The organism is Paenibacillus amylolyticus, assembly GCF_050990605.1.
GTDB lineage: Bacteria > Bacillota > Bacilli > Paenibacillales > Paenibacillaceae > Paenibacillus > Paenibacillus amylolyticus_H.
In genome coordinates, this window is record NZ_CP158832.1 from 954,114 (window position 1) to 976,769 (window position 22,656).

The following is a 22,656-nucleotide window of genomic DNA, read 5'->3' on the forward strand; positions in this document are numbered from 1 at the left end:
TCAGTGGGCTCTATGCATCCGCAAAACAGTCATCTCTGCCTTCGACTATAAGCGGCTCCGTGCTTGGAGCTTGATCAGTAAGCACTTTTCCATCAACTAGTCTAATGATTCGTTCACATCGCTTGGCAACCTCATCATCATGCGTCACGATGATAATCGTTCTGCCTTCATGGTGTAATTGTTGCAGGAGGTCCATTATTTCTTCACCGGTTCTTCGATCCAAATTTCCAGTGGGCTCATCGGCCAAGATCAATTCCGGCTCTCCCACCAAGGCTCTGGCAATGGCCACCCTCTGTTGTTGGCCCCCGGAGAGTTCATTTGCCTTTTTTAGTCGGTGCGATGTTAACCCGACTTTCTCAAGATAATGTGTGGCTTTAGCTACTCTATCTTTATGTTTTCCTTTTCTGTAGGTCAGCGGCAGTATAACATTATCCTGAACCGTGTAATCTTTGAGCAGGGCAAAATGTTGAAAAACAAATCCAATCATTTGATTTCTTGTCCTATGAATATGACGAGACGAGATCCGTTGCAGAGGTCGACCGTCAAAAAGATATTCGCCTTCGGTAGGATGATCCATAAACCCCAGTATATTAAGTAAGGTACTTTTACCGGAACCTGAGGGTCCCATAATGGCAATCAACTCCCCGCGGTGTATGGTAAGATTGATATCTTCCAGGGCAGGGGCGTCAGGGGATTGGCGGCGATATGCTTTAGTGATGTTTTTTAATTGAATAAGTTCCATCATTCCATGCCTCCGATGAGTGATTTTACATCCTGTTTTCGAATATATAAATAGATGATGAAACTGGAAATGGCGATAATGAAACTAAAGATGATAAAAATGATGAATAGAATGGAACCATCTAATTTGAAGTCTAACGGACTAAGCATATTGATCTCTTTGGAGATCTGGAGCAATTCTCTATATTTCCATTGAAAATGGATTAAAGACAATCCGAAGCCTACAATCCCGATCAGGAGATTTTCAATCGTAATCTGGCCTAATATGCCTAAAGGACGTTCACCCAAAGCGAGTTTGATACCAAATTCTCTTTTGCGGATCATCAGCGAGACGATCGTAGTTACCACGATTCCAGTGATTGAAAACAGAACAAAAGCCAATCCAAGTATGGTTTGAAAGGTCTCCAGATACATATTTTGTTCGATGTTTTCATGAACGGATGCACCCAAATTCTTTAGAATCAGATGGACTTGATTTGAACTGAAGATGTTATTTAACTCATTCACATTGGCATCCGGCTTCAACGTGAGGAGGGTTGTCTGTTGTAATCTCGATGAGATGGCATCGTCACTATGAAAACGATCTGTGGGCATAGGCATTATGAATGCCTTGTCCAGCTTTAAGTAGACGTTGGAGGTGTTGCTATACACCAAGTATTTATTAGGCAAGAAGCCGACAATTTTGTATTTACCATTGATGAGATCACCGAGGCTGTAATACGACTTGAAGAAGGAGCCGACCAATACGGGCATTTGTCCTTGGCTACTTTTTCTGAAATCTTGTGAAGTAAACCCGGTGCCAGCTGCAAATTGCCGATTAAGAAGTTCATTATATTGCTCATCAATCATGATTCCAGTAATAAAGGGCTCGTTCAGCCCCGATGTCATAGAGCTCCGGGTCAGCTGCTCCATTAACCTTTGGTCAGGGTTCGAAGACGTATCCAGTAATAAAATCTCCTCGGCGTACGTACCTAATGAAATGACGTCGGGATGCTGCTCCAATTGGCTATATACGTTTTCCACTTGTTCTTTGGATAGTGTATGAGCAGAAGCACTTCCTTTTGCAGGGACAACAACATAGGTGCTTTTCAAATCTAGCAGGGAATTAACGTTCATGTCATATAGATTCAAAAAGATATTGCTGCTTCCGGTGATGGTGGACAAACCATATGTAAACTGGATAAGTAAAAGTATGGATATCACCCATCTGTTTTTCAATGCTCTGAGCGCATCTTTGATTCTATACATGAGGGTCTACTCCTTTAAGGCTTGCGCTGGCTCTGTTCTGAGAATGAGCAGTAGCGGAATCATGGCAGTAATGATTGCCGTAACAAAGGTAATGAATGTGCCAAGAATGATATGCATGTAATTCAACTGCACATCGTAACTTGTGGCATCAATGATCGCGAAGCTGGTACGGCTGAGAGCCCATTGAATACAAAATGAAAAGCAGGATGCGACTATTGCGCACACAAGCAGTTGACTGAACAGATGAGCAATAATTTGCAAATGGCTAGCTCCCAAAGCTTTGCGCAACGAGATTTCTTTTCGCTTCAAGTAAATCCACAGATAGCTTATATTTATACAGTTAATGAGCGAAATGATAAACAGTTTATATGGATAACTTAATACTTCGTTTACACCCGCCCTTGATTTTTTTTCTACCTCATAAGAATTGGTTATATCCTCAATCGTTGCTCTAACCTCAGGGCTAATTCGCTGTACCTCTGAAATAAACTGCTGAATCTCTTTAGTTGTGTCTTGATTCGATCTGAATAGAAGTTCAAGAGAGTTATTTTGTTCTATTTCGCGTTTAATAACATCCGGTAATCCCTCAAAGGGCGTGAATATCGTATAGTTGAATACCGATATAGATTCTTTTCCGGTGTTGTCACCCGCAATGCCCGTGACATTGTATTTTTCATCGAATAGCTCCAGTGGGCCAACGTGTTCCGATATCTTGGTTCCTGTCATTACCTCACTGGTTGTTTCAGGAGATATTCCGGTGCCTTCAAGTAATGGAGGAGACCAATTATGATTCAACATTCCGACGACTTGAACATTGCCTAATTCCGGATGAAATATGGTTATGTTCTGGGTGATCACACTTGTATTCGGAGTACTTGATTCAGCGATAGCCTGAAGTGAGCCATAATTCACTTGATTCATGTTCGTCAAAGTTGCTGAGTAGTAATGTTCATATTTTCCGTTCTTGGAGTAGTAAAAAATCTTGTCGTAGTATTCTTGAGTTGAAAGAGCAATGAGGATCGGCAGTACAGTTAATACAAAGCCGAGAAACAGCATCGCAAAAATCTTTTTGTGAATCCATATATCTTTAAAAATCTGTCGCATGTTTTCCTCCAGAGTAAGGAAAACGTGAATAAGGTGTCAGCCTTATTCACGTTTTGGATATTATGAAGTAAGATCGGGAAGGATCAGCGGAAATTTATGCTTTTCGTACGGTTTGCTTCATCCACCGCGCTGACCCAATCATGCCAGGAAGTGCCGCTAGTTGCAGCTCCAGCAGTAGTCATGATAAGAGTTACTTGATCCGTTGGCGAAGCTTCTTTATTGCGAGACTCATAAGTACCATCGTTAGTTCGGGCTGAGACATGTATTGATTTGATAAATGGTTCGTTGGTTTGAGCAGTGTACGCGGTAACGATAAATCTTCCGCCACTACCTGTAGTCGTTGCGTACGAATCAAAACTGAATGATGCAAATGAGGCCGCAGATATAGCTCCTACTGTACATGCAGTAAGTGCAAGAGTAATTATGGATTTTTTCAATAGACTCTTCATGATTATTGAATCTACTCCTTTTGATATATTTGTGGCCACATCCAAATATTAACTTATAAGATAGTTGAAAAACAATAATTTTACAAAAAATTTACATTTTAATATTGGGTTTACATTTGTGAAAAAATCAACTAACTGAAATCACCTACATATCCACAACCAACCTAACTCTCGTAAGATAATTTCATGAAACAAGGCATATATGAACAGCTATCAACACCATCACCAGACATGAGATTTCGGCGCTGGACCTGGATGTGTATCACATTGGGACCAAGAAGTTGGTTACGGAGGAAGCACGTAAGCTGCTATCCACGTATTTGGCAGAGGTGACTCGGCGAGCGCTGGGGCAGATCCGAACGTGTAATGAGATTATTGTACCTTGAAAGGTACACAACTTTACAGATATGACGGAGATTATGGATAAGTATAACTTGATGAATCTAAGTTTCAGCGAAGAAGCCAACTGGCTGGTAAAACCCGCAACATTATTTACTAGCGCCTTAGACCAAGATGACATTTTGCCTAAATACAAAGTGCATTAACACACAAATATCTGGCTAATGAATGTTTTCTGTCTACTGCATCTTTAACAAGAAAATGAATCCTCCGTTTGATTCCAATTCCCTTTCTCACTTGTTAAAATTTAGGTACATAAACTATGGTCAGGTTGGCGGTGAAGATAGGATGCAACGTATTCAGGTACATCCCGATATGTTGGACGAGAAAGCTCGATTGGTCCAGCAGAAGAAACAGGAACTGGAGCGAATGGTCCGGGAACTGGAGAAATCCATCTATATGTTGCAATCCGATTGGTCTGGTGTGACCGGAGAGCGTTTCTTCTGGGATTTTATGCAGGTAAAAGAAGTGTTCCCGACCACACTCGGACTGTTGGACAAGATCCAGAATGAGTTTACGTATATCGCAAAGAACTTCAGAACAACGGACGGCTCAGGCGAGGTGGCGTTGTACATCCCAGAAGAGCTGAAGCGCAATTTCGCTGTAGGGCTGCTTGATAAATCTATAGGAGAAACAATAACGGGAATGGGGCAGACAGCAGAAGCTTTCTTCTCTAACCCGTTCAGTACAATAGGCAGTGTGGCATATGCGATGACCGTGGGCAAAGTTGTAGACGTTGGGCGTGGCATTCAATTTGCATGGGATGCTGCCTGGGGTACAGGGACTGCGAGGTTTGATATAGAGCAATTTGTAGAAGACCAGAAGAAACAGATTGATGAGAGTGGTGCAGGATATTACGGTGGGGCGATGACAGGTCAGGCTCTGGCGTATGTATTGTTTGGGAAAGCCTTTCGTTCGATGGATGATAAGCATACCGATCTGGGTGGATCTGGTGGAGGTAAGAAGGAGCATGGTGGGATTTTTAAGTATAACGAAAATTTAAAACTTACTGAGATCCAACAAAAAAAGATATCTGATTACATTGGGGTGAGTCCGGATGAACTTATAAGTTCAGGACTTGCCAGTGAGGACACATTAAAAAAGATTCTGAAAAATTTAAAAGAAGGATCGAAATCCGGTAGGGAAGGTTTTAGACTGGAAGCTGATACTGCTAAGTTATTACTTGATAATAAAATTAAAATAACAGAGGCAGGCACAACTTATAATGCAAAGGAATTAGGCGGTAGGATAGGGGAGATTGATCTGGGGACATCGAATTATATTATTGAATGCTTCAATGCTACTGGGGGGAAATCAAAATCAATAAGTGATTTTTATAAATACTTTGAAGGCGATGTGAAGCAGCCACATATAAATCCTGATCATAAAGGAGTTATTTTATATGCCCCAAATGGTATTGATAGTGTGAAAGCAAAAAATATAAGTTCAATTGGTGTTGAAATTGTAACATCTCCAGAAGAATTAATTAATACCCTAAAAGGAGAAAAAAATAATGTCACAATCCAATATAGTAATGTACATGGAAGAAGAACTTAGTATTGAAAAATTAAACAGTGTGCTATCTGAGTTTGGTGCCAAAGATCAAATATCCTCTTGGGGAATAGAAAGATCCAACAGTTGGATATGGATTAACTATTATATTCTTGAAGATGCTGATGAGATAAGGAATATGTGGGTTGATATTTCTAAGGATAAGGTTAACAATACTGATCTGAAAACTGCATTATTTATACAACCTAGTAAGGATCGAAATGCTAACTTTTTGGCGTTATCTTTTTGTAAAGAGATTAACTCGATCCTTGATAAAAGCAAAAATGTGTTTATATATCATGGTGATAGTGGATTATTTGTTAATGATGAGATAGAGAATCTGAAATTTAAAAACACTCAACAATTTTATGACTCCAGACTAATAAATGATGAAGTAATCGAAGGTATTATCCAATGTTTAAACGAAGAGCTTGTCGGTGGAATAGAGTGTATCGAAGAAGATGGTGGATGGGATGGTGAGGAGCTGCAATACTTAGATTTATTTAAGAACCTCTTTGAGATGAGAGATGACCTAAAAGTTCAATTTATAAATAAATCTCTTGAAGAAAAGATAAATCATGTAGATGAGCTGATATTGAGATTATTGGACATAGATGATGAAAAATTATTGATTACTGCTGGGGATGAGAATAGAGACCTACCTATTAACAGTTGGTGGTGGCATCTTGATAAAGTAGACTCAGGAATACTCAAAGTACATCTCAAAGAGGGGTTTGCTAGTTACCAAGACCAAAATAATGATAAATGATCGATAAGTATGTTTTAACATAAATAATCATTAGCAATAAATTTAAATTTTTTAGGATAATTACTCGTAATAGAGAAATTAATCACGGCACGGCTGTTGCTCTTATGTGAAGTTTGCATTTGCTACAAATTCGGGTTTGGGGAAGATAAATAAATGGATTACGAATTATTTCTACGATCTAATTTAGATCTTAATTCTCTAGGGAAATTGTTACGAAGATATACCACTGAATTTGTTAATGGATCGGCTTCTTTTAATAGTAACGTTGAAGAAATTGTAATTGGTTCTGTTTTTTTCTCTTTGACACTTGAGATAGAGGATATTTCTGATATCGCTTTTGTTAAAAAGCATTATAACTTAGATGTGAATGTATGCATTAGAACTCAATTGTTGGGTAGTACTTTTTCAGAAGGTATATGTTCAGAATTATTAGTAAGCTTATAAAACATACTGAGGGTAATCTTTTATTCCTAGAAGATGGTTCTACACAACTGCTTAGAATGGAAAATGGTCTGTTGACGGTCAATAATCGGTTGTATGAATATAATATCAAACAGAATATCTAACTTCAAAGCTTCTTCTACTACTTGACCGTCCTTATATTAAAAGGGAGCTACCAAGCTAAAGAAGCAGCAGGTAAATTAAATAATGACACTACTTAAAGGCACTTCTACCACACAAACGTAGAGGTGCTTCTTACTATAAATTATTAGGAGAAGAGCGTGTCATGATACTAAAAAAACAACTTTTATTGATTGGATGCTGTATTGGCTTAGTATTCTTAATTGTTCTAACCTATAGCCAATATAAGGAGAAAAGAATGTATGAACAGTATCTAACGATGAATGTCCGCCAAGATCTCGTTGATCTGAAGAGTGCGATTATCAATAATGATATTTTGTTTAACCGAATACTTAAGAATGAGAAAATAACAAACGAGATGGTTGAAGATGGAGAACAGGGCAACCAGCTCTATTACAACTTTACAGATATGACGCAGATTATGGATAAGTATAACTTGATGAATCTAAGTTTCACCGAAGAAGCCAACTGGCTGGTAAAAACCCCAGCTTTATTCACTAACGATCTAGGTCTAGATGACATATTACCTCCTACACTTCACCGTATGCGAATGACGTTCGAGAGGCTGGATGTAACCAGTTATCCTGTAACAACTGAACTTAAAGCCAGGATCGAGGAGTACCAGCAGTTAAACCATCGATGGCTGAACATTGTTGGGGATTTTGAATCCAAGGAGACTAACAAAAATGATTGGCCCCAAATCTTGAATGATCTGGAGCAAGAGACCCAAAATTATTTTCAAGAGAATAATGTAGATTTCGTTGATGATGACGTTTGGAGAGAGGCTTTGAATCCAAGGTACGAATGATGAAATATCCGCATAGCTGACCGGATCAACTGGGTGGAAGTCACTTAATTGTTTCATCGGCTTTTATACGCCGGCAAAACAGTTATCTCCGCTCAAATACAAAATGCACTAACACGCAAAATATCCGGCTAATGAACGTTTCCCGCCTCCTGCCTCTTTAACGAGGAAATGATCCTTCCGTTTGATTCCAATCTCCCTTCTTACTTGTTAAAATTTAGGCACATATACTACGGTCAGGTTGGCGGGTGATAAGGAAATGCAGCGAATTGAGGTACATCCCGATCTATTAGACGAGAAAGCTCGATTGGTCCAGCAGAAGAAACAGGAACTGGAGCGAATGGTCTGGGAACTGGAGAAATCCATCTATATGTTGCAATCCGATTGGTCTGGTGTGACCGGAGAGCGTTTCTTCTGGGATTTTATGCAGGCAAAAGAAGTGTTCCCGACTACACTCGGGATGTTGGATGAAATCCAGAAAGAGTTTACTTATATCGCAAAGAACTTCAGAACAACAGACGGCTCAGGCGAGGTTGCTCTATACATTCCCGAAGAACTAAAGCGAAATTTCGCTGTGGGGCTGCTTGATAAATCAATAGGAGACACAGTAACGGGAATGGGCCAGACGGCAGAAGCTTTCTTCGATAACCCGTTCAATACAATAGGCAGTGTGGCATATGCGATGACAGTGGGGAAAGTTGTAGACGTTGGGCGTGGCATTGGATTCGCATGGGATGCAGCCTGGGGTACGGGAACGGCGAGGGCTGATATAGAGCAATTTGTAGAAGACCAGAAGAAGCAGATTGATGAGAGTGGAGCAGGATATTACGGTGGGGCGATGACAGGTCAGGCTCTGGCGTATGTATTGTTTGGAAAGCTTTTCGTTCGATGGATGATAAGCATACCGATCTGGGTGGATCGGGTGGAGGCAAGAAGGAGCCTCAAAAGGGAATTGACAGTGCCAGAGATCTAATAAAGCCAAGTGGATCACCTAATCCAGAAGCCTTACCAAGTGGAGCGAGAACAAAAATTCCGAATAATGCGGATAAGGCGACTAAACAGTCTTTAGAACTAGAAAATGATGCTGCTGATCAATTGGCGAGAAGTGGATATCGGATTGAACAGAACCCTAAAGTTTTAGAAAGTGATGGAATTGATTCCAAAAGAGATCCTGATTTTAGAATTGAAGGGCGTATATTTGACTGTTATGCACCAACTGAAAATAAAGGTATTAGAGGTATTTGGAGTGAGGTTCAAGAAAAAGTTGTGATTAAACAACAAACCAAGAATGTGGTGATTAATTTAACAAAGTGGTCTGGAGATGATTCTGCGTTGCTTAAGCAATTTAAAGAATGGGAAATCCAGGGTTTAGAAGAAGTTATCGCAATCAAAAAAGATGGTAAGATCATATCGGTATTCCCTTAAAGTAGAGGAGGCAAGTCTATGGAATATTCATTGAAGTTGAATGGAAAACAAGATGCGTTATGGTTGAAAAAATTAATTGAAAGCATGGATTTTGAAGTGAATTATATGAACCGAATACAGAATTCAATGTCCATTGATGAGTTTGATCTAAAAGGTGGATTGAAAATAACTACTTATGATAATAATTTTCCGGCTGATCATCCAGCAGCGACTTATGAAACGATGTTCCAAGAAGAGGATTTTATTTATCAACAAACAATATCATATGAATTGGAGAATAACCAACAATATGAATTATGGTATAAAACAATGTATGAAATTTCTTTCGCTATATTAGAATCACTTAGAGTAGATGGTGTATTCTATCATACTTCTGGAGAAGAGATATTTCTCTTCAAAAACGGAAAGTATACGTTCAACGGAACATACCTTGAACTGCTCCAGACGCATTATGGAGAACTGCTTGAGAATATCGAGTATTCGGTTTTTACGAAACCTCACAACTGAATTACAGATAAATAATGTTAAATGTACTCAGCGGGCGGTGGGAAGCTGCGGATCATCACGACCACCTATATGGAAGCAACCGACCTCAAGGCCATTACTGAACTTAGCAAACTGCCCAACACAGAGATCCAGATTTCGTATGATACCAAAGTGACCCGACTGCACGCCAATACGTACATTTTCCACCGTGATACCGGATTCACCACCGCCTATGTCGGCTCTTCCAACCTGTCCAACCCGGCGCTGACCAGTGGTATGGAGTGGAACCTTTTTACAGATACTTACACACATGGTATACCTGCTAAAGTTCAATAATTACCTTAACGAGCTTTAGCTCTAAGGAGGAAGTATGAAGAAACTCTTGCTTTTGGCATTGCTAGTTACATTGATTTCTGGTTGCAGTTCAAATGATCGAGAAAAGGCAATAGATTATCTTGTGAAGAATCAAACCAATGATGTGACTGTCATCGTTTTTGGAGATAAGCCATCTGAGCGTTCCTACATCATAGATTTGCAAAAGGATCTCCAATTCATCAATGAGAACTTGAAAACAGATAATCCTATTGCGAATGTGAGCTATATTGATATTAGTGAGAAGCAACAGTATAATTTTAAGGAGATTTTCAAGATCCAAACGTATCCGCATATCATTGTATTTGAAAAGAATCAGATTGTCTTAGAAGCACAAACACCAAATGAAATTGTTCGCTTCTACGAGAAAGAAAAGTAGAATTATCTAAACCTTGCAGGGCAAATGCCTTGCAAGGTTTTTAATTTAACAAAGGTATTTAGTTTGAAAAGTAGTGGAAATAAGTGGATTTATGCTCGATAATGATTCTATAAGCTTGATTCTCGTTCAATTATCTAGTCCATTAGACTTATATGTAGAAATTAAGATAAATAAGAAAGGTGATTAAGACATGGAAAGTGATGAAGTACATAATTCAAGTAATAAAAGTGGGAATTATAGATTTTGGATATTAATTGGATTTATATTGATTTTGCTTGTCGTGACAAATCCAAGCATAGAAGATTTCGTTTAGTGTGTCGTAAACTCTTCAATAGAAGAGTCAGATAATGAATGGATCAGTGCAGGGATCAATTTGTTTGGGAGTCCAGCTATGGCGTTACTAAACAACAAGATCTAATATTTTGTTCTGTTTTCAAAATGGAGCTTGGAACAGAAAAAACTTCTACATTGGGTTTCGGAAAACGCTTCTTTATTAGACTTCCTTAATTCTAGAGATATGAGTATATTGCTATACAGCTATTTGGATAGGAGAATAATATACCGGATATTGATATTCGAGCATATGGCAGTCACGTTTTCGAAGGTATAGAAGATTCAGTATCAGAATCGAGAAATATCAAAGTTTAAAACTCGATAGCGGAGTAAAGGCAGATATATGGGTTGGTTGTGAGGATGGAATGGTTTTACTGGAGTTATCCTGGATGTCTGATGATAAAATTGAATACATCTACTACGTTAAAGTATCAAAAGATTTTTTTAATGAAAACGAAATAACTACACTTCATATTGCTAAAAGTATGAAAGCTATCTAAGGAGATTAGTGAATGAACGAAATTATATGGCTTGTTATTGGTGTTGTTACATTATCAGTTATTGCTGGACTATTACAACCTTCTAAAAAGAAAAAACGAAGAAGTTCTAACACAAGGAATAAGAAAATAACGAAAAAGCCAGTGAATAATGGATTTAATCGTGCCTCCTCTACGTGCAGATCTGACGAAATAATTCTAACTTTACCATTAGATAAAATGACGGGAGCAGAGTTCGAGCGACTATTGACACTTTATTTTAGAGACAATGGCTATACGGTAAAAGAAGTTGGCGTTGGAGGTAGGGATGGTGGAGTAGATTTAGTTATCACTGATAAGCGTGGCGAAAAAACAGCGGTTCAGGCAAAATGCTATGCTGATCATAATAAGGTGCAAGTAATGACTGTTCGTGAGCTGGTAGGTGCGAAAAGGAATCATGACTGTATTTTGTCTCTAATCGTGACTACATCTGATCTTACGGGTCCAGCAAGAAAAGAAGCCGAACAATTCAAAGTGGATTACTGGCATGGAGGTTTAGTAGACAGCAAGCTGCGCAGTTGGGGGAAATGGACACCTTCCAATAGAAAAGTAAAAACTGCTACGACCAAGAAAGAGCAACCTTCATCTAAAACAGTATCTAATATCAAGTGTAGCTGCGGTGCTGCAATGGTCAAACGCAAGAATAAAGCTGGAGCGGAATTTTGGGGATGCAGCAATTTCCCGAATTGCCGAAAAACAAGGGCTATCTGAGTAAAGACACTAAAATGACGTGGAAAACAAAGGCAAAGCAGCTAATAAGCCGCCTTGCCTTTGTTTTTTTATATTTATTCAAGATCCTTTTAATATTTCACGTATCACATTTCTGGTTAGATGAATGCTCTCTGGGGAAGCATCTCTCAGCATGGCTACAATCTCCTGTATAACTACTTCTGACTCTGTGAAGTGAATGTCTTCATCAACATAAGCGAAGAGTTGCATTAAATTTACTTCAAGTGACTCAGCGATCTTTGCTAAGTTCACCAAAGAAACATTCTTTTCTCCACGTTCGATCTGTCCTATGTATGAAAAATGAAATCCGCCTTTTTCTCCGAGGGATTCCTGTGAATACCCTCTTTCTTTGCGTAGTGCGCGAATTCTGGCTCCGACCAGCTTCAAAACTTCTCTGTCCTCGTTCATGGTATTCACCTCTCTATGTTCAAAAGTGTAGACAAGTTTCCTCAAGGTAAACACCAAACGAAGAATACAAATAATTTATTTGATTACTATAAGTATCAATTCATTGTATAATACTGGTATTAACTCTTTGGAGGGATGACAATGGCAAGAAATTGGTCCATAACCGAAGCACATTGTAGTCACCAAGTAGATTTTACCCCACGTTCGCAAGACCATGATAACTTCATACTAGCCAAGTCCAAACATACTCTGGCTAACCACATGCTACGTACTACAATAATGGACTATCACCAACATGCTAAGTATCATCTCAAACTTGCCGCAATCATGCGTAATCACAATCAGTTTAAAGCCTGCTTAATCCTATGTGATTGGGCTTTAGCCTCCATGATCAAGGCGCTATATATCTATAAGTATCATTCAGTTCATCCACCCAAGGAACTCACCATGAACGAAATCTTGCCTTTAGTGCATACGGACACTGAACCTGGATTGGATATCGCTTTGTTCATCGGTACGATGCAACATATGTCATCCCTAGCAGATTACCCGAACGACCAGCCACTAGAACTGGACAACATCGAAAAGCTTCTTCAACGAACAGAAGAGATATTGGAGGAGTTAGCCACTCGAATGAAGGATGATTCATCAGAGTAGGATTGATTTTTAAGTGGCTTCTTAGGGTTAAATGTTCGATTTATCTGTGTTACGCTTACAAGATGATATCATCCAAATAAAGGATGTAAGATGCAAAGAATACAGAGGATGCTCTTTGCTTTGCGTCTGGAAAGTAGGTGTACATTTTGAAAAGAGTAATTGCTATCGCGTTTTTCATATTATCTATAATGGAATTGGTTACATTAATCCTAATTGGTAAAAGCATGATGACTGGGTATATGGAACCGAGTACGTTTAGCGGGATAATTTCATTCCCACTAGGCGCTATATACCTCTCGATCTGGATGTTCTTTTCACGGCAAGAGTTTACCGGAGGTAGAGTCGCGGGACAGATCAGTTTGACAGCGGCATTGTTGACGTCGTGCCCGTTGGTGTGTTTGTTAATCATTTTCTATTAAATCCACTCATCCCTCCCCATAGCAAATGGTATAATGGCAAAAAGGGAGATTCTGGCGCTAGGCTTGAAGGCTCTCACAGCAGAAAGGATGTTATACTACATGCCTACATACAACAAATTGGTGCGGGACAAGATTCCGCATATTATCACATCCAGTGGCAAGGAATGTCGCACACGCATTCTGGACCCGGAGGAGTATAAGCAAGAACTAAGAACAAAGCTGCAAGAAGAATCGAATGAGTACATGAGTGCAGGAAGCGATCAGGAAGCGCTGGAAGAACTGGCCGACATGCTCGAAGTGATCCGGGCGCTGGCTGAGGTGCATGGAGTGAATGCGGAGCAGCTGGACAAGCTACGGGCGGATAAGGCTGAGGCACGCGGTGGATTCCAAGAGAGAGTGTATCTGATCGATGTCGACGAAGCTTAACGTTAAACTCATTACAGATAACTTGGCAGACGAACTCATTTCCCGGATGCAGCATGCGTCCGGGATTTATATTATGACGTCCTTTATTATGCAGTCTGGTGTGAAGCTGCTTGCGCCGCATTTAAAGCGGGCGGCGGAGCGTGGGGCAGAAGTACGAATGCTCGCGGGAGACTATCTGTATATCACGCAGCCGGAAGGACTTCGGGCGCTCTGAGAGGTCCATCCACGAATTGAAGCACGGCTGTGGCGAAGTATGGGGACTTCTTTTCACCCGAAAGCGTATTTGTTCGATCATGACAACGGGGAAGGACTACTAATCGTCGGCTCTTCGAACTTTTCCTTCACGGCGCTGAAGACGGGGTATGAATGGAATCTGGCGATGAATGCGGAGGCGGAGCCGTATACGTTTCAGATGGCTTTGGACAAGTTCATGCAGAGCTTCTACCACGAGACAACCTTGCCGGTGAACCCGGATTCGATTGCGCTGTATGAGGAAGAGTACCGCAAATATCACCAGAAGAACCCGGAGATGATCCAGCGGATCATGGAGATGGAAGAAGCAGAGTTCGGGACGGGGCTACCTGAGGACAAAGAGGAAGAAGCCGCCGAGCTGTCGCTTGCCCCGATTCAGCCGCGCTTTGCGCAGTTGGATGCCCTCGAAGCACTTCATGGCACGATGGAGGAGCAGTACGATAAGGCGATGGTCGTTATGGCGACCGGGCTCGGCAAAACGTATCTGGCGGGTTTCTTCGCCCAGCGGTTCCAGCGGGTGTTGTTTGTGGCGCATCGGGAAGAGATTCTGTTTCAGGCGAAGAGGTCTTTTCAACGGATCATGCCGGAGCGCAGTCATGGGATATATAACGGTCAGTATAAGGATGGGGCGGCGGATTGTGTGTATGCTTCGATCTTTACGCTGAGTATGCAGAAGCACCGGGATGGTTTTGCGATGGATGCATTTGATCTGATCGTGGTAGACGAATTCCATCATGCGGCGGCGAAGACATATATGTTGGTGATTGAGCATTTTCAGCCTAAGTTCCTTCTGGGCATCACGGCTACCCCGGATCGGCTGGATGGCAAGGATGTGTATGCGCTCTGTGACGGGAATGTGGCTTACCAGATGCATTTTATTGAAGCGATCCGGCGAGGTTGGCTGGTGCCATTTCAATATTACGGAGTATTCGACGATACGGACTATTCGCAGATTCGCTGGATCGGGACAAAGTATGATGAAGAACAGCTCATGGCCGTTCAATTGCAAGAGGAGCATGTAGAGACGATCTATGCGGCCTGGCTGCGGCACAAGCAGACGAGAACGATTGGCTTTTGCTCCTCGATCCGGCAGGCGGACTATTTGGCTGCGTATTTTCGCAGTCAGGGAGTGAAGGTGCTCAGTCTGCATTCGCGCACATCGGAGATGTCGCGGGAGGAAGCCATTCGCCAGCTTGATGCGGGTGAACTGGAGGTTGTTCTAACGGTGGATCTGTTCAACGAAGGTACGGATATTCCACGTGTGGATACGCTACTGTTCGTGCGTCCAACGGAGTCACTAACCGTGTTCACTCAACAGGTGGGGCGTGGTCTACGACTGGCAGAGGGCAAATCGCATTGTGTCATCATCGACCTAATCGGAAACTACCGCAATGCGGATGTGAAGCTGAATCCTCTGGACGTACACGGATATGAGGAACGAAGCGGAAAAGCGATGGATTCGGCTGTGCCTGAGGTTCCGGCTAACTGTGGGATTCACCTGGAGACCCGGGTAGTTGATCTGCTTCAGGAGTTGAGCCGCAAACGGTTGCCGCGCCGCGAGAAGCTGCATCAGGATTTTCTGAGTGTAAAACGAGAACTGGGACGTATTCCGACGTATCTGGAACTGCACCTGATGGGGCGTTCGAAGAGTGTCGGGTATCGAAGCGAATTCGGCTCCTATGTTGGGTTTCTGTATTGGGCAGAGCTGCTGCCCCCATATGAGGGAGAGATGTACATCCGACACGAGGCTTGGCTGCGTGATGTGGAGAAGACGATTATGAACAAAAGCTACAAAATGATCGTACTGCTGTACATGCTGGAGCGAGGCGAAGCGCACTGGATGGACCCGATCACACCGGGGGAGATGGCAAGGTTTTTCCATACGTACCTGACGGAGAAGGAGTACCGGAAACGGAAGGACTTTTCGGACAAAGGCAAACTTTCGATCTGGGAATGGAATGAGAAGACGGCAACGGAAATTGAGAAGTTGATAATTGAAATGCCCATGTCCAAGTGGAGTGGGGCGAAGGGCAGTATGACACGATTCGAGGATGGCGTGTTTTCACTGAATGTGCAGGTGAAGGATACAGAGGAACAGAAACTGCTGTATCGCTGGACGAAGGAGATTTGTCTGTATCGGTTGCATGCGTATTTTGAGCGGGGACAGTAACAGGGTACATATTTAATTTTATATCTATTGATCAATAAACCACTTTCGCATCGGAAGGTGGTCCTTTTTTTGCCGAAATCATTGCTTCTTTATAAAATAAAAACCATAATAATATATTTTATTGAATATTTTTCTATAAATAGTGTAACTTTGTGATACTTTGTGTTGTTAATTCAATAAGAAAAGGAGGAAAAAGAATCATTCATACATCATGTACTACATAACTTTTCATAAAACTCAAATAGAAAGAGGTAATTGGTTATGAAACGTAGAATCATTTTAAGTGGTTTGTTATCTTTGGCTTTACTTCTTCCGGCTACTGCAGGAGCACAAGCAGTTGAACTTGGCGACTCCATTTCCAACAACGGTTCAACCGCAACATATTACCCCGGGGACGAAACAACCATTAATGGCATACCAGAATCTGAAATTATTACAACTCAAGATGTTATTGTCACTAAATTTGTGTCGTATAAGCCCAATTACAAAACTCGTGTCCCTGAGTTCAAAAAAATAGTTTCGTTCTCCCATGATAATACAAGAAGTACTACTCCAGCTGACCAAGTTGTTAGCATAACAAAATCATCATCAGTTGGGTCTGAGTTCTCAGGTAGCATAAGTTTCAGTGGGGAAATTAAAGCTGGGATTTTTGGTGGTCTCAAAAACGAATATTCCATAGGTTATAAAGAAACACGGGCTACAAATGAAGCTGTAGGTGCTTCCACTAAAGCAACAGTACCAGCTAAAAAATGGGGCTATATTGATATGTTTTATGCGGGTACCCAAAACGGAGGAGGCTTAACCTACTACACCTATAGTACAGCCAACCCGGATAAAAAGGCATACAATACGATTACTATCAATGCAAAAGTTTATCCAACGGATAATTTGGATATTCATTCGAAGTCTTGGTCTCAATAATCCAATTACGTATTCGAAGGGGATCGTAAGATCCTCTTTTTCATAAAAGGAGTAGGAGTGATACTTAATGAAAAATGCCAAAGTTATTTTTACCGCATGGATATTAACAGCGTGCATACTGGGAGGATGTAGTAGTGATACCCAAGCGAAGAAAGAGGAAAATGCACCGTCAACTAACATTAATACTACAACAACCAATAATGAAGATAAGTATACAGAGTATAGAGATCAATTTTACGCCTTCAAAGAAAATTTTGATCCATCGCCACAGTTCAAACTTATTTCTCCAGATGACTACATCGCTGCAGGAACGGTATCTTTCCCAGACAGTGTGACCATAGATAAAGAGAAAACAGATGCATTGACCTCTGAAGTTCCTACCAAATACGATCTCCTTTACAAATCCGAAAAATCCAATATGATTGTTAAAGTCAACTTCATCTATATGGATGGTGCTGAGTTCAAAGAAGATTCTGAATTTATTACTATAAATACGATCTCACAAGCCAGAAATGAGAATGTCATTGAAAAGTATCACGATCTTGAAAGACCCATGATTGACGAGTACTTTCTTAGATATAAAAACAAATTGATCGTAATTAACTTTGTTGAGCAGGTAGAATATCAATCGGAAGCACAATACCAGAAAAAGACAACCAGTTATGTCGAAGAGCAATTGAAATTTTATGAATTATTTGAACAGGAGCTTAAAAAAAGTTTTTAAGCAAAAGTAAATTGGAGTTTGGCTGTTACCCCCTTCAACGCTGAAAGTGAAAAGAGATCATTTTAAATCGACTCGGCACTGGAAGCTGGAAGGGGTCATGACAGCGAAGGAACAAAAAAAGAAGATGAGCAATCTTGGTGGACAATTCTACAATGTACTCTAAGTTTACTGTTCCTCATCCCACACAAAAATCATAATCGCTTCATACACAAACCTCAAAAAATCCTCATCACCAAACTGATCAAAATAACCCGCATAGCGACGATCCGTCGTATAGGTCTCCGCGATACATCTCAGAATCTCGTCATCACAGACCATAAACTGTTCCAGACAACTCTTCCATTTACGCACTAACGCTTGTACCTCACGAGAAGCAGGGGACCGATCCTGATGCTTCGACAACTCCCGAAATACCTGCTCTATGTTGACCGAGAACTGCTGGTAGGCTTTTTCTTGCTCTTCCGCAGACAGCTTGCTCACATTAGCTTCAAATTCCTGATATTTATCGGTGTCTCCATATACAAACCTCGCCTCGGATTCATATTGTTCTTGAATGGACAGAATGGAAGAGTCGTCAAACAGATTAAGATGAGAGATATCCGTCCCATCTACATACTCATCCAATTGATGGATGATGGTTTCGAGCTTTTGTTCTCGTTGAACGAGTGTACTGCGGTGCTCTCTTAGGATAACTTTTTGTACGTCTTTCGAAAGTTGCATCATGGCTGCGATGTCTTTCAATGAGAAATTCATTTCTTTGAACAAGAGAATCATTTGCAGATTCCCCAGTGCCTCTTGATCGTAATACCGATAGCCATTGTCCTCGACTTTACTCGGTTTTAAGAGATCCGTTTTATCGTAATAATGTAATGCGCGTTTGGTGACGCCTGTAATCTGAATGATATCTTTAACGGTGAAATAGGGTGTCTTCATTCCAAAATTCCTTTGTTTCAGCAAGGATGACACTTGCCGGAGTAATGGTTGCTTCGGTAATCGGTGTACCTGTTTTGTTCAGATAATGTTGGATTAAGTGATAACCGCAAGCATAACCAGCCGCATAGGGCATACCTACGGGCGTGAAGTTTTGCATGATGGCAAGTTCATCGCCGTATAGATACGGATTAATCTGGTCAAAACCGGTGACATGCAGCTGCTCTTTCATCTTCGGTTTGATAACGTTATTCAAAGTCTCCATATCCGTTTTGGCTACCCAGGGGCCTAGCAACTCTTCTCCATACAGGGATGTCGCAAAGCTCTCAGCCAACCCCTCGCTAACAACCATCTCGCCAAGCGTAATCTGTGGATTCCACTGGATATATTGATATCTCACGTTATGATTGCATTCATGGGCTAACACGGATTGCATACGAGGTAGATTATATCTACTCGGAATCAGGTTCGCAATAATATAACCCGGGATTCCACCATCTCCGCTGATGCCTTCGTTCATCGTGAGTGAAGGACTGTTCTTATCGCCTAATAAAATCGTGTATAGATATTCGGAGACCGACAGCTCAATCCCGTGCTCTGTAAAGGTGGATAGACTCGTATGAACAGCTTCATGACACTGTTGCCAAAATGTTTCAGACGAAATCGCTGCTAACGATTCGTTAATCTCAGGTGTAATATCTGCGGGAGCGATATTCAACAAGTTATTCATCATAATCACGTCGAAGCCGTGAGGCTCATGAGAGCGAAACGGGATCTGTTGAATGTTCCATTTGTTCATAAAAGGACTCATCATACGCTCACGGTATAACTCCAATTTCTCATCGGGTGCAGCCTGGATGATCTCTTCATAGATTTGATCTGAACGCAACGCGGTAATCTTCATCCTTGATCTCTCCTTCTTATTCGCTTGAGACCATTATCAAGTATGACCTAACGTAACAGTCAAGCGTTGATGTTGCGCTGCTGGCTCTCTGCATGATTCTTCATCTTCATGGTAAATACCAGACCAGACAGGATATAGATCAAGCTTAGCAAGAGATAAGGGAGTTGCAGCGAGAATACGCGATCGAACGTCGTTTCACTAACCCGCACCAATAATCCGCCGAGAAGCGTACCAATAGCACTAATGCCAAAGGAAAGAAAGCGAAACACACTTCCAACCCGGCCAAGCATCTCATTAGGAACGGTACGTTGCAGGATGGAGGAACGGGTAACATTGTAGACAATGATGAAAAATGCAGCACAGAAGTACAGACTGCCTACCAAGTACGCATTAGTTGTAAGACCCACCACACCGTAGATGATTCCCATGCACAGAATGGAGGAGATAATTAATTGTTTTGTACTCCATTTCTTGCGCATATATGCAACAGCCTGGCTCCCCACTATGCTGCCGATCGTTGCGATGGAGATGAGGATACCGAATGCAAAAGCATCCAACTGAAGCACATCTCGTACAAAGAAGATCTGAGTAGCCAGAATGATGGAATACATCAGCGTAATGGTAACAGACAGAATGGCTAATCCGCGGAGAAAACGATCATGATAGACATATTGAATACCGGACCACATCTCGCGTTTCCAATTTTTCATCGGGCGAACTTGCTTCTTGGTTGTTTCGGTATCCCCTGGATAGAAGTTTCCCTTCAAACTGATCAAAAAGAGCAGAGCAATAACAGCCGTTACCGCGTCTATGGCAAAAGGAAAAACAATATGCAGGGTTATGATGAACCCTCCCAGAGCAACGCCCAGAATATCACTTGTGATTAACTGTCCGGCGGTGAACTGGCCATTGGCTTTTTCCAACTTACTCTCATCTACCAGTTGAGGAATCACCGTCTGCACCGTACTGTCGAATACGACCCGGCTAAGCCCGATCCCGAACATGAACAGAGCCAGAATCGGAATACTCACCCATCCTCCCCAGATACATAACGTCAGAGCGAGCAGAAGGATCATTCGTGTAAAGCCAGCCCCAATAAGCATATGTTTGCGTGAGTACCGGTCGATGAAAACACCCACGGGCAGACTGAAGAGAAGCCAGGGTAAACGAAGTGCCGTCATGGTGACAGAGGCATACAGCGTATCGCTGGTAAGTGTGGATATGAGCCAAGGAACCGCAGCAAGCGTGAGTCCATCACCCAAAAATGTCAGCGAAAATGCACCGAATAACTTGGTATAGTTCGACTTAATTTTCATCGTTCCCTCCACCAATAAGATGTAAAGCATAGCAACTTTGAGTTTGGAAAATAATGTGTTTTCACTTAAACCCAATTTAAGTTATTACAAAATGGTTTTCAATCCTATTTTTACAATAAATAACTTCACAAAACGCTTACAAACTTTCAATTCTACCCTACCTTTTCCGCTGCGAAGCTGAGATAATGGGAGAGGAATAAGGCGTGAAACAGACGCGACAACCATGTTCACCAACAGTCAAAAATAAAAGCTGCATATCCATAGGAGGATTATTAATGACCACACAACCATTGAATCTGATCCAATCCACGGAGGGCCAAGCGTTGCTAGCCCAGATGTATGGACAATCACAAGTAGCGGAACAGACTGCACGTTACACGAAGCTGAACGCAACGTTCGAAGAGTACTTTGGCGCACAAGAAGGAAGCAAGCTGTTCAGCGCGTCAGGACGCAGTGAGATTGGCGGCAATCACACGGATCATAACCATGGTAAAGTGCTGGCGGGCAGCATTACGCTGGATACGATTGCAGTGGCAGCCCCAACTGCGGAGTCGGTTATTACGTTTTACTCAGAAGGTTATGACAAGAAATATGTAATCGATCTCACGGACCTCACGCCAAATACAGAAGACGATGGCACAACAGCATTGATTCGCGGTATGGCTGCGGGATTTGGAGAATTCGGATATAAGGTAGGCGGCTTCCAGGCGTACCTCTCAAGTAACGTGTTCTCGGCATCAGGAGTTAGTTCCTCGGCGTCATTTGAGATGCTGATCTGTACGATTTTGAATCACTTCTATAATGATGGAGCATTGGATGTTGTGACCTTGGCAAAAATCGGTCAGTATGCAGAGAATCACTATTGGAACAAACCTTCCGGTCTGCTGGATCAGATGGCTTGTGCGTATGGCGGACTCATTGCTATTGATTTTGAAAGTCCTGCACAGCCTGTCATTGAGCCTGTTCAATGGGATTTCCAACAAAACGGCTACTCATTGGTCATTGTGAATACAGGTGGCAACCACGCCGATCTGACGGAAGATTACGCTGCTGTGCCATATGAGATGAGAGCGGTTGCTCAGGTATTGGGCAGTGAGTATGTTCGGGAAATTACAGCAGACGCCATCTATGCCAACCTCAAGAAGGTTCGTGAAGCTGCTGGGGATCGTGCCGTGCTGCGTGCGCTTCATTTCCTGGAGGAAAACAATCGTGTAGATGGTCAGGTTCAGGCGTTGCGTGATGGACGTTTTGCTGATTTCCTGAAACTGATTACAGCGTCCGGTAACTCGTCATGGAAGTGGCTGCAGAATGTATATCAGAGTGGTGCTATGAAGGAGCAAGAGATTGGCATCGCGCTGGCACTGACCGAGAATTATCTGCAAAACCTGGGTGATGGCGCTTGTCGTATTCATGGTGGTGGATTCGCAGGGGTTATTCTGACGATTCTTCCAAACGAAAAAGTAGAAGAGTATATGTCCTGGATGCACGACATGCTGGATACGCCAATTATTGTCGTTAATGTGCGTGCCCAGGGTGCCGTATGTCTGAATGCATTGATCGCTAACGCTGGCTAAACGGCACTCAGTTAAATAGTTCTAACATGATTCTACGAAGTCCGGGC

21 protein-coding genes and 3 pseudogenes are annotated in these 22,656 nt (G+C 41.8%); 16 read left to right on the forward strand and 8 right to left on the reverse strand.

Going from position 1 to position 22,656, the window contains the following annotated elements; translation table 11 throughout:
- Positions 1–79: 79 nt before the first annotated feature.
- From ABTV53_RS04290 to ABTV53_RS04305, 4 genes and pseudogenes are all read right to left on the reverse strand, one after another.
- Positions 80–742, reverse strand: a pseudogene (locus ABTV53_RS04290) (ABC transporter ATP-binding protein); the annotation flags it as partial.
- Positions 742–1,989, reverse strand: a complete 1,248-nt coding sequence (locus ABTV53_RS04295) for an ABC transporter permease (protein WP_433751019.1) — start codon at positions 1,987–1,989, stop codon at positions 742–744. The gene ABTV53_RS04295 and the pseudogene ABTV53_RS04290, both read right to left, overlap by 1 nt.
- 6 nt (positions 1,990–1,995) lie before the next feature.
- Positions 1,996–3,093, reverse strand: coding sequence for an ABC transporter permease (locus tag ABTV53_RS04300; protein WP_433751022.1), 1,098 nt, complete (start codon positions 3,091–3,093; stop codon positions 1,996–1,998).
- 83 nt (positions 3,094–3,176) lie between these two features.
- Positions 3,177–3,542 carry a hypothetical protein gene (locus ABTV53_RS04305; protein ID WP_079695017.1) on the reverse strand — a complete coding sequence of 122 codons (366 nt, stop codon included), beginning with the start codon at positions 3,540–3,542 and terminating at the stop codon, positions 3,177–3,179.
- Positions 3,543–4,229: 687 nt separating this feature from the next.
- On the opposite strand from ABTV53_RS04305, the gene ABTV53_RS04310 reads away from it, so the two are divergent.
- The 10 genes and pseudogenes from ABTV53_RS04310 to ABTV53_RS04355 all read left to right on the forward strand — a co-directional run bounded on the left by ABTV53_RS04310 (position 4,230) and on the right by ABTV53_RS04355 (position 11,890).
- Positions 4,230–5,498: a WXG100 family type VII secretion target gene (locus ABTV53_RS04310; protein ID WP_433751027.1), complete on the forward strand. Its 1,269-nt coding sequence runs from the start codon at positions 4,230–4,232 to the stop codon at positions 5,496–5,498.
- Positions 5,455–6,261 carry a hypothetical protein gene (locus tag ABTV53_RS04315; RefSeq protein ID WP_433751029.1) on the forward strand — a complete coding sequence of 269 codons (807 nt, stop codon included), beginning with the start codon at positions 5,455–5,457 and terminating at the stop codon, positions 6,259–6,261. Before ABTV53_RS04310 ends, ABTV53_RS04315 begins: the two co-directional genes overlap by 44 nt.
- Before the next feature lie 153 nt (positions 6,262–6,414).
- Positions 6,415–6,705, forward strand: coding sequence for a hypothetical protein (locus ABTV53_RS04320; RefSeq protein WP_433751032.1), 291 nt, complete (start codon positions 6,415–6,417; stop codon positions 6,703–6,705).
- 283 nt (positions 6,706–6,988) lie between these two features.
- Positions 6,989–7,651, forward strand: a complete 663-nt coding sequence (locus tag ABTV53_RS04325) for a hypothetical protein (protein WP_433751034.1) — start codon at positions 6,989–6,991, stop codon at positions 7,649–7,651.
- 256 nt (positions 7,652–7,907) lie between these two features.
- Positions 7,908–8,621, forward strand: coding sequence for a WXG100 family type VII secretion target (locus ABTV53_RS04330; protein ID WP_433751037.1), 714 nt, complete (start codon positions 7,908–7,910; stop codon positions 8,619–8,621).
- Complete coding sequence (locus ABTV53_RS04335) at positions 8,537–9,073, forward strand: hypothetical protein (protein ID WP_433751040.1); 537 nt, start codon at positions 8,537–8,539, stop codon at positions 9,071–9,073. The genes ABTV53_RS04330 and ABTV53_RS04335 overlap by 85 nt, the downstream gene beginning before the upstream one ends.
- Before the next feature lie 18 nt (positions 9,074–9,091).
- Positions 9,092–9,580 carry a hypothetical protein gene (locus tag ABTV53_RS04340; RefSeq protein WP_433751042.1) on the forward strand — a complete coding sequence of 163 codons (489 nt, stop codon included), beginning with the start codon at positions 9,092–9,094 and terminating at the stop codon, positions 9,578–9,580.
- A gap of 24 nt (positions 9,581–9,604) precedes the next feature.
- A pseudogene (locus tag ABTV53_RS04345) lies at positions 9,605–9,850 on the forward strand (restriction endonuclease PLD domain-containing protein); the annotation flags it as partial.
- Positions 9,851–9,929: 79 nt separating this feature from the next.
- Positions 9,930–10,310 (forward strand): hypothetical protein, encoded by a 381-nt coding sequence (locus tag ABTV53_RS04350; protein WP_433751045.1) that lies wholly within the window; start codon positions 9,930–9,932, stop codon positions 10,308–10,310.
- Between the two features lie 845 nt (positions 10,311–11,155).
- Positions 11,156–11,890: a restriction endonuclease gene (locus ABTV53_RS04355; protein ID WP_433751048.1), complete on the forward strand. Its 735-nt coding sequence runs from the start codon at positions 11,156–11,158 to the stop codon at positions 11,888–11,890.
- Between the two features lie 78 nt (positions 11,891–11,968).
- Here ABTV53_RS04355 and ABTV53_RS04360 read toward each other — a convergent pair whose 3' ends face one another.
- Positions 11,969–12,316 carry a helix-turn-helix domain-containing protein gene (locus ABTV53_RS04360; RefSeq protein ID WP_433751051.1) on the reverse strand — a complete coding sequence of 116 codons (348 nt, stop codon included), beginning with the start codon at positions 12,314–12,316 and terminating at the stop codon, positions 11,969–11,971.
- Between the two features lie 141 nt (positions 12,317–12,457).
- Between ABTV53_RS04360 and ABTV53_RS04365 the strand changes: the two genes are divergently transcribed.
- The 5 genes and pseudogenes from ABTV53_RS04365 to ABTV53_RS04385 all read left to right on the forward strand — a co-directional run bounded on the left by ABTV53_RS04365 (position 12,458) and on the right by ABTV53_RS04385 (position 17,885).
- Positions 12,458–12,973 carry a HEPN domain-containing protein gene (locus ABTV53_RS04365; protein ID WP_433751054.1) on the forward strand — a complete coding sequence of 172 codons (516 nt, stop codon included), beginning with the start codon at positions 12,458–12,460 and terminating at the stop codon, positions 12,971–12,973.
- 518 nt (positions 12,974–13,491) lie between these two features.
- Entirely contained in the window at positions 13,492–13,818 is a 327-nt protein-coding gene (locus tag ABTV53_RS04370; protein WP_433751057.1) for a nucleoside triphosphate pyrophosphohydrolase, read from the forward strand.
- Positions 13,802–16,240 (forward strand): annotated as a pseudogene (locus tag ABTV53_RS04375) (DEAD/DEAH box helicase family protein). Before ABTV53_RS04370 ends, ABTV53_RS04375 begins: the two are co-directional and overlap by 17 nt.
- A 261-nt stretch (positions 16,241–16,501) precedes the next feature.
- Positions 16,502–17,161, forward strand: a complete 660-nt coding sequence (locus ABTV53_RS04380) for a hypothetical protein (protein ID WP_433751060.1) — start codon at positions 16,502–16,504, stop codon at positions 17,159–17,161.
- Between the two features lie 67 nt (positions 17,162–17,228).
- Positions 17,229–17,885 carry a hypothetical protein gene (locus tag ABTV53_RS04385; RefSeq protein ID WP_433751063.1) on the forward strand — a complete coding sequence of 219 codons (657 nt, stop codon included), beginning with the start codon at positions 17,229–17,231 and terminating at the stop codon, positions 17,883–17,885.
- 165 nt (positions 17,886–18,050) lie between these two features.
- Here the strand turns inward: ABTV53_RS04385 and ABTV53_RS04390 are convergent, their stop codons facing one another.
- The 3 genes from ABTV53_RS04390 to ABTV53_RS04400 are packed head-to-tail and all read right to left on the reverse strand — an operon-like array spanning position 18,051 to position 21,035.
- Entirely contained in the window at positions 18,051–18,818 is a 768-nt protein-coding gene (locus tag ABTV53_RS04390; RefSeq protein ID WP_433751066.1) for a MerR family transcriptional regulator, read from the reverse strand.
- Complete coding sequence (locus ABTV53_RS04395; protein ID WP_433751068.1) at positions 18,793–19,719, reverse strand: DUF2268 domain-containing protein; 927 nt, start codon at positions 19,717–19,719, stop codon at positions 18,793–18,795. Before ABTV53_RS04395 ends, ABTV53_RS04390 begins: the two co-directional genes overlap by 26 nt.
- 59 nt (positions 19,720–19,778) lie before the next feature.
- Positions 19,779–21,035: an MFS transporter gene (locus tag ABTV53_RS04400; RefSeq protein ID WP_433751071.1), complete on the reverse strand. Its 1,257-nt coding sequence runs from the start codon at positions 21,033–21,035 to the stop codon at positions 19,779–19,781.
- A 275-nt stretch (positions 21,036–21,310) separates the two neighbouring features.
- On the opposite strand from ABTV53_RS04400, the gene ABTV53_RS04405 reads away from it, so the two are divergent.
- Positions 21,311–22,609 carry a galactokinase gene (locus tag ABTV53_RS04405; RefSeq protein WP_433751074.1) on the forward strand — a complete coding sequence of 433 codons (1,299 nt, stop codon included), beginning with the start codon at positions 21,311–21,313 and terminating at the stop codon, positions 22,607–22,609.
- Positions 22,610–22,656 lie beyond the last annotated feature (47 nt).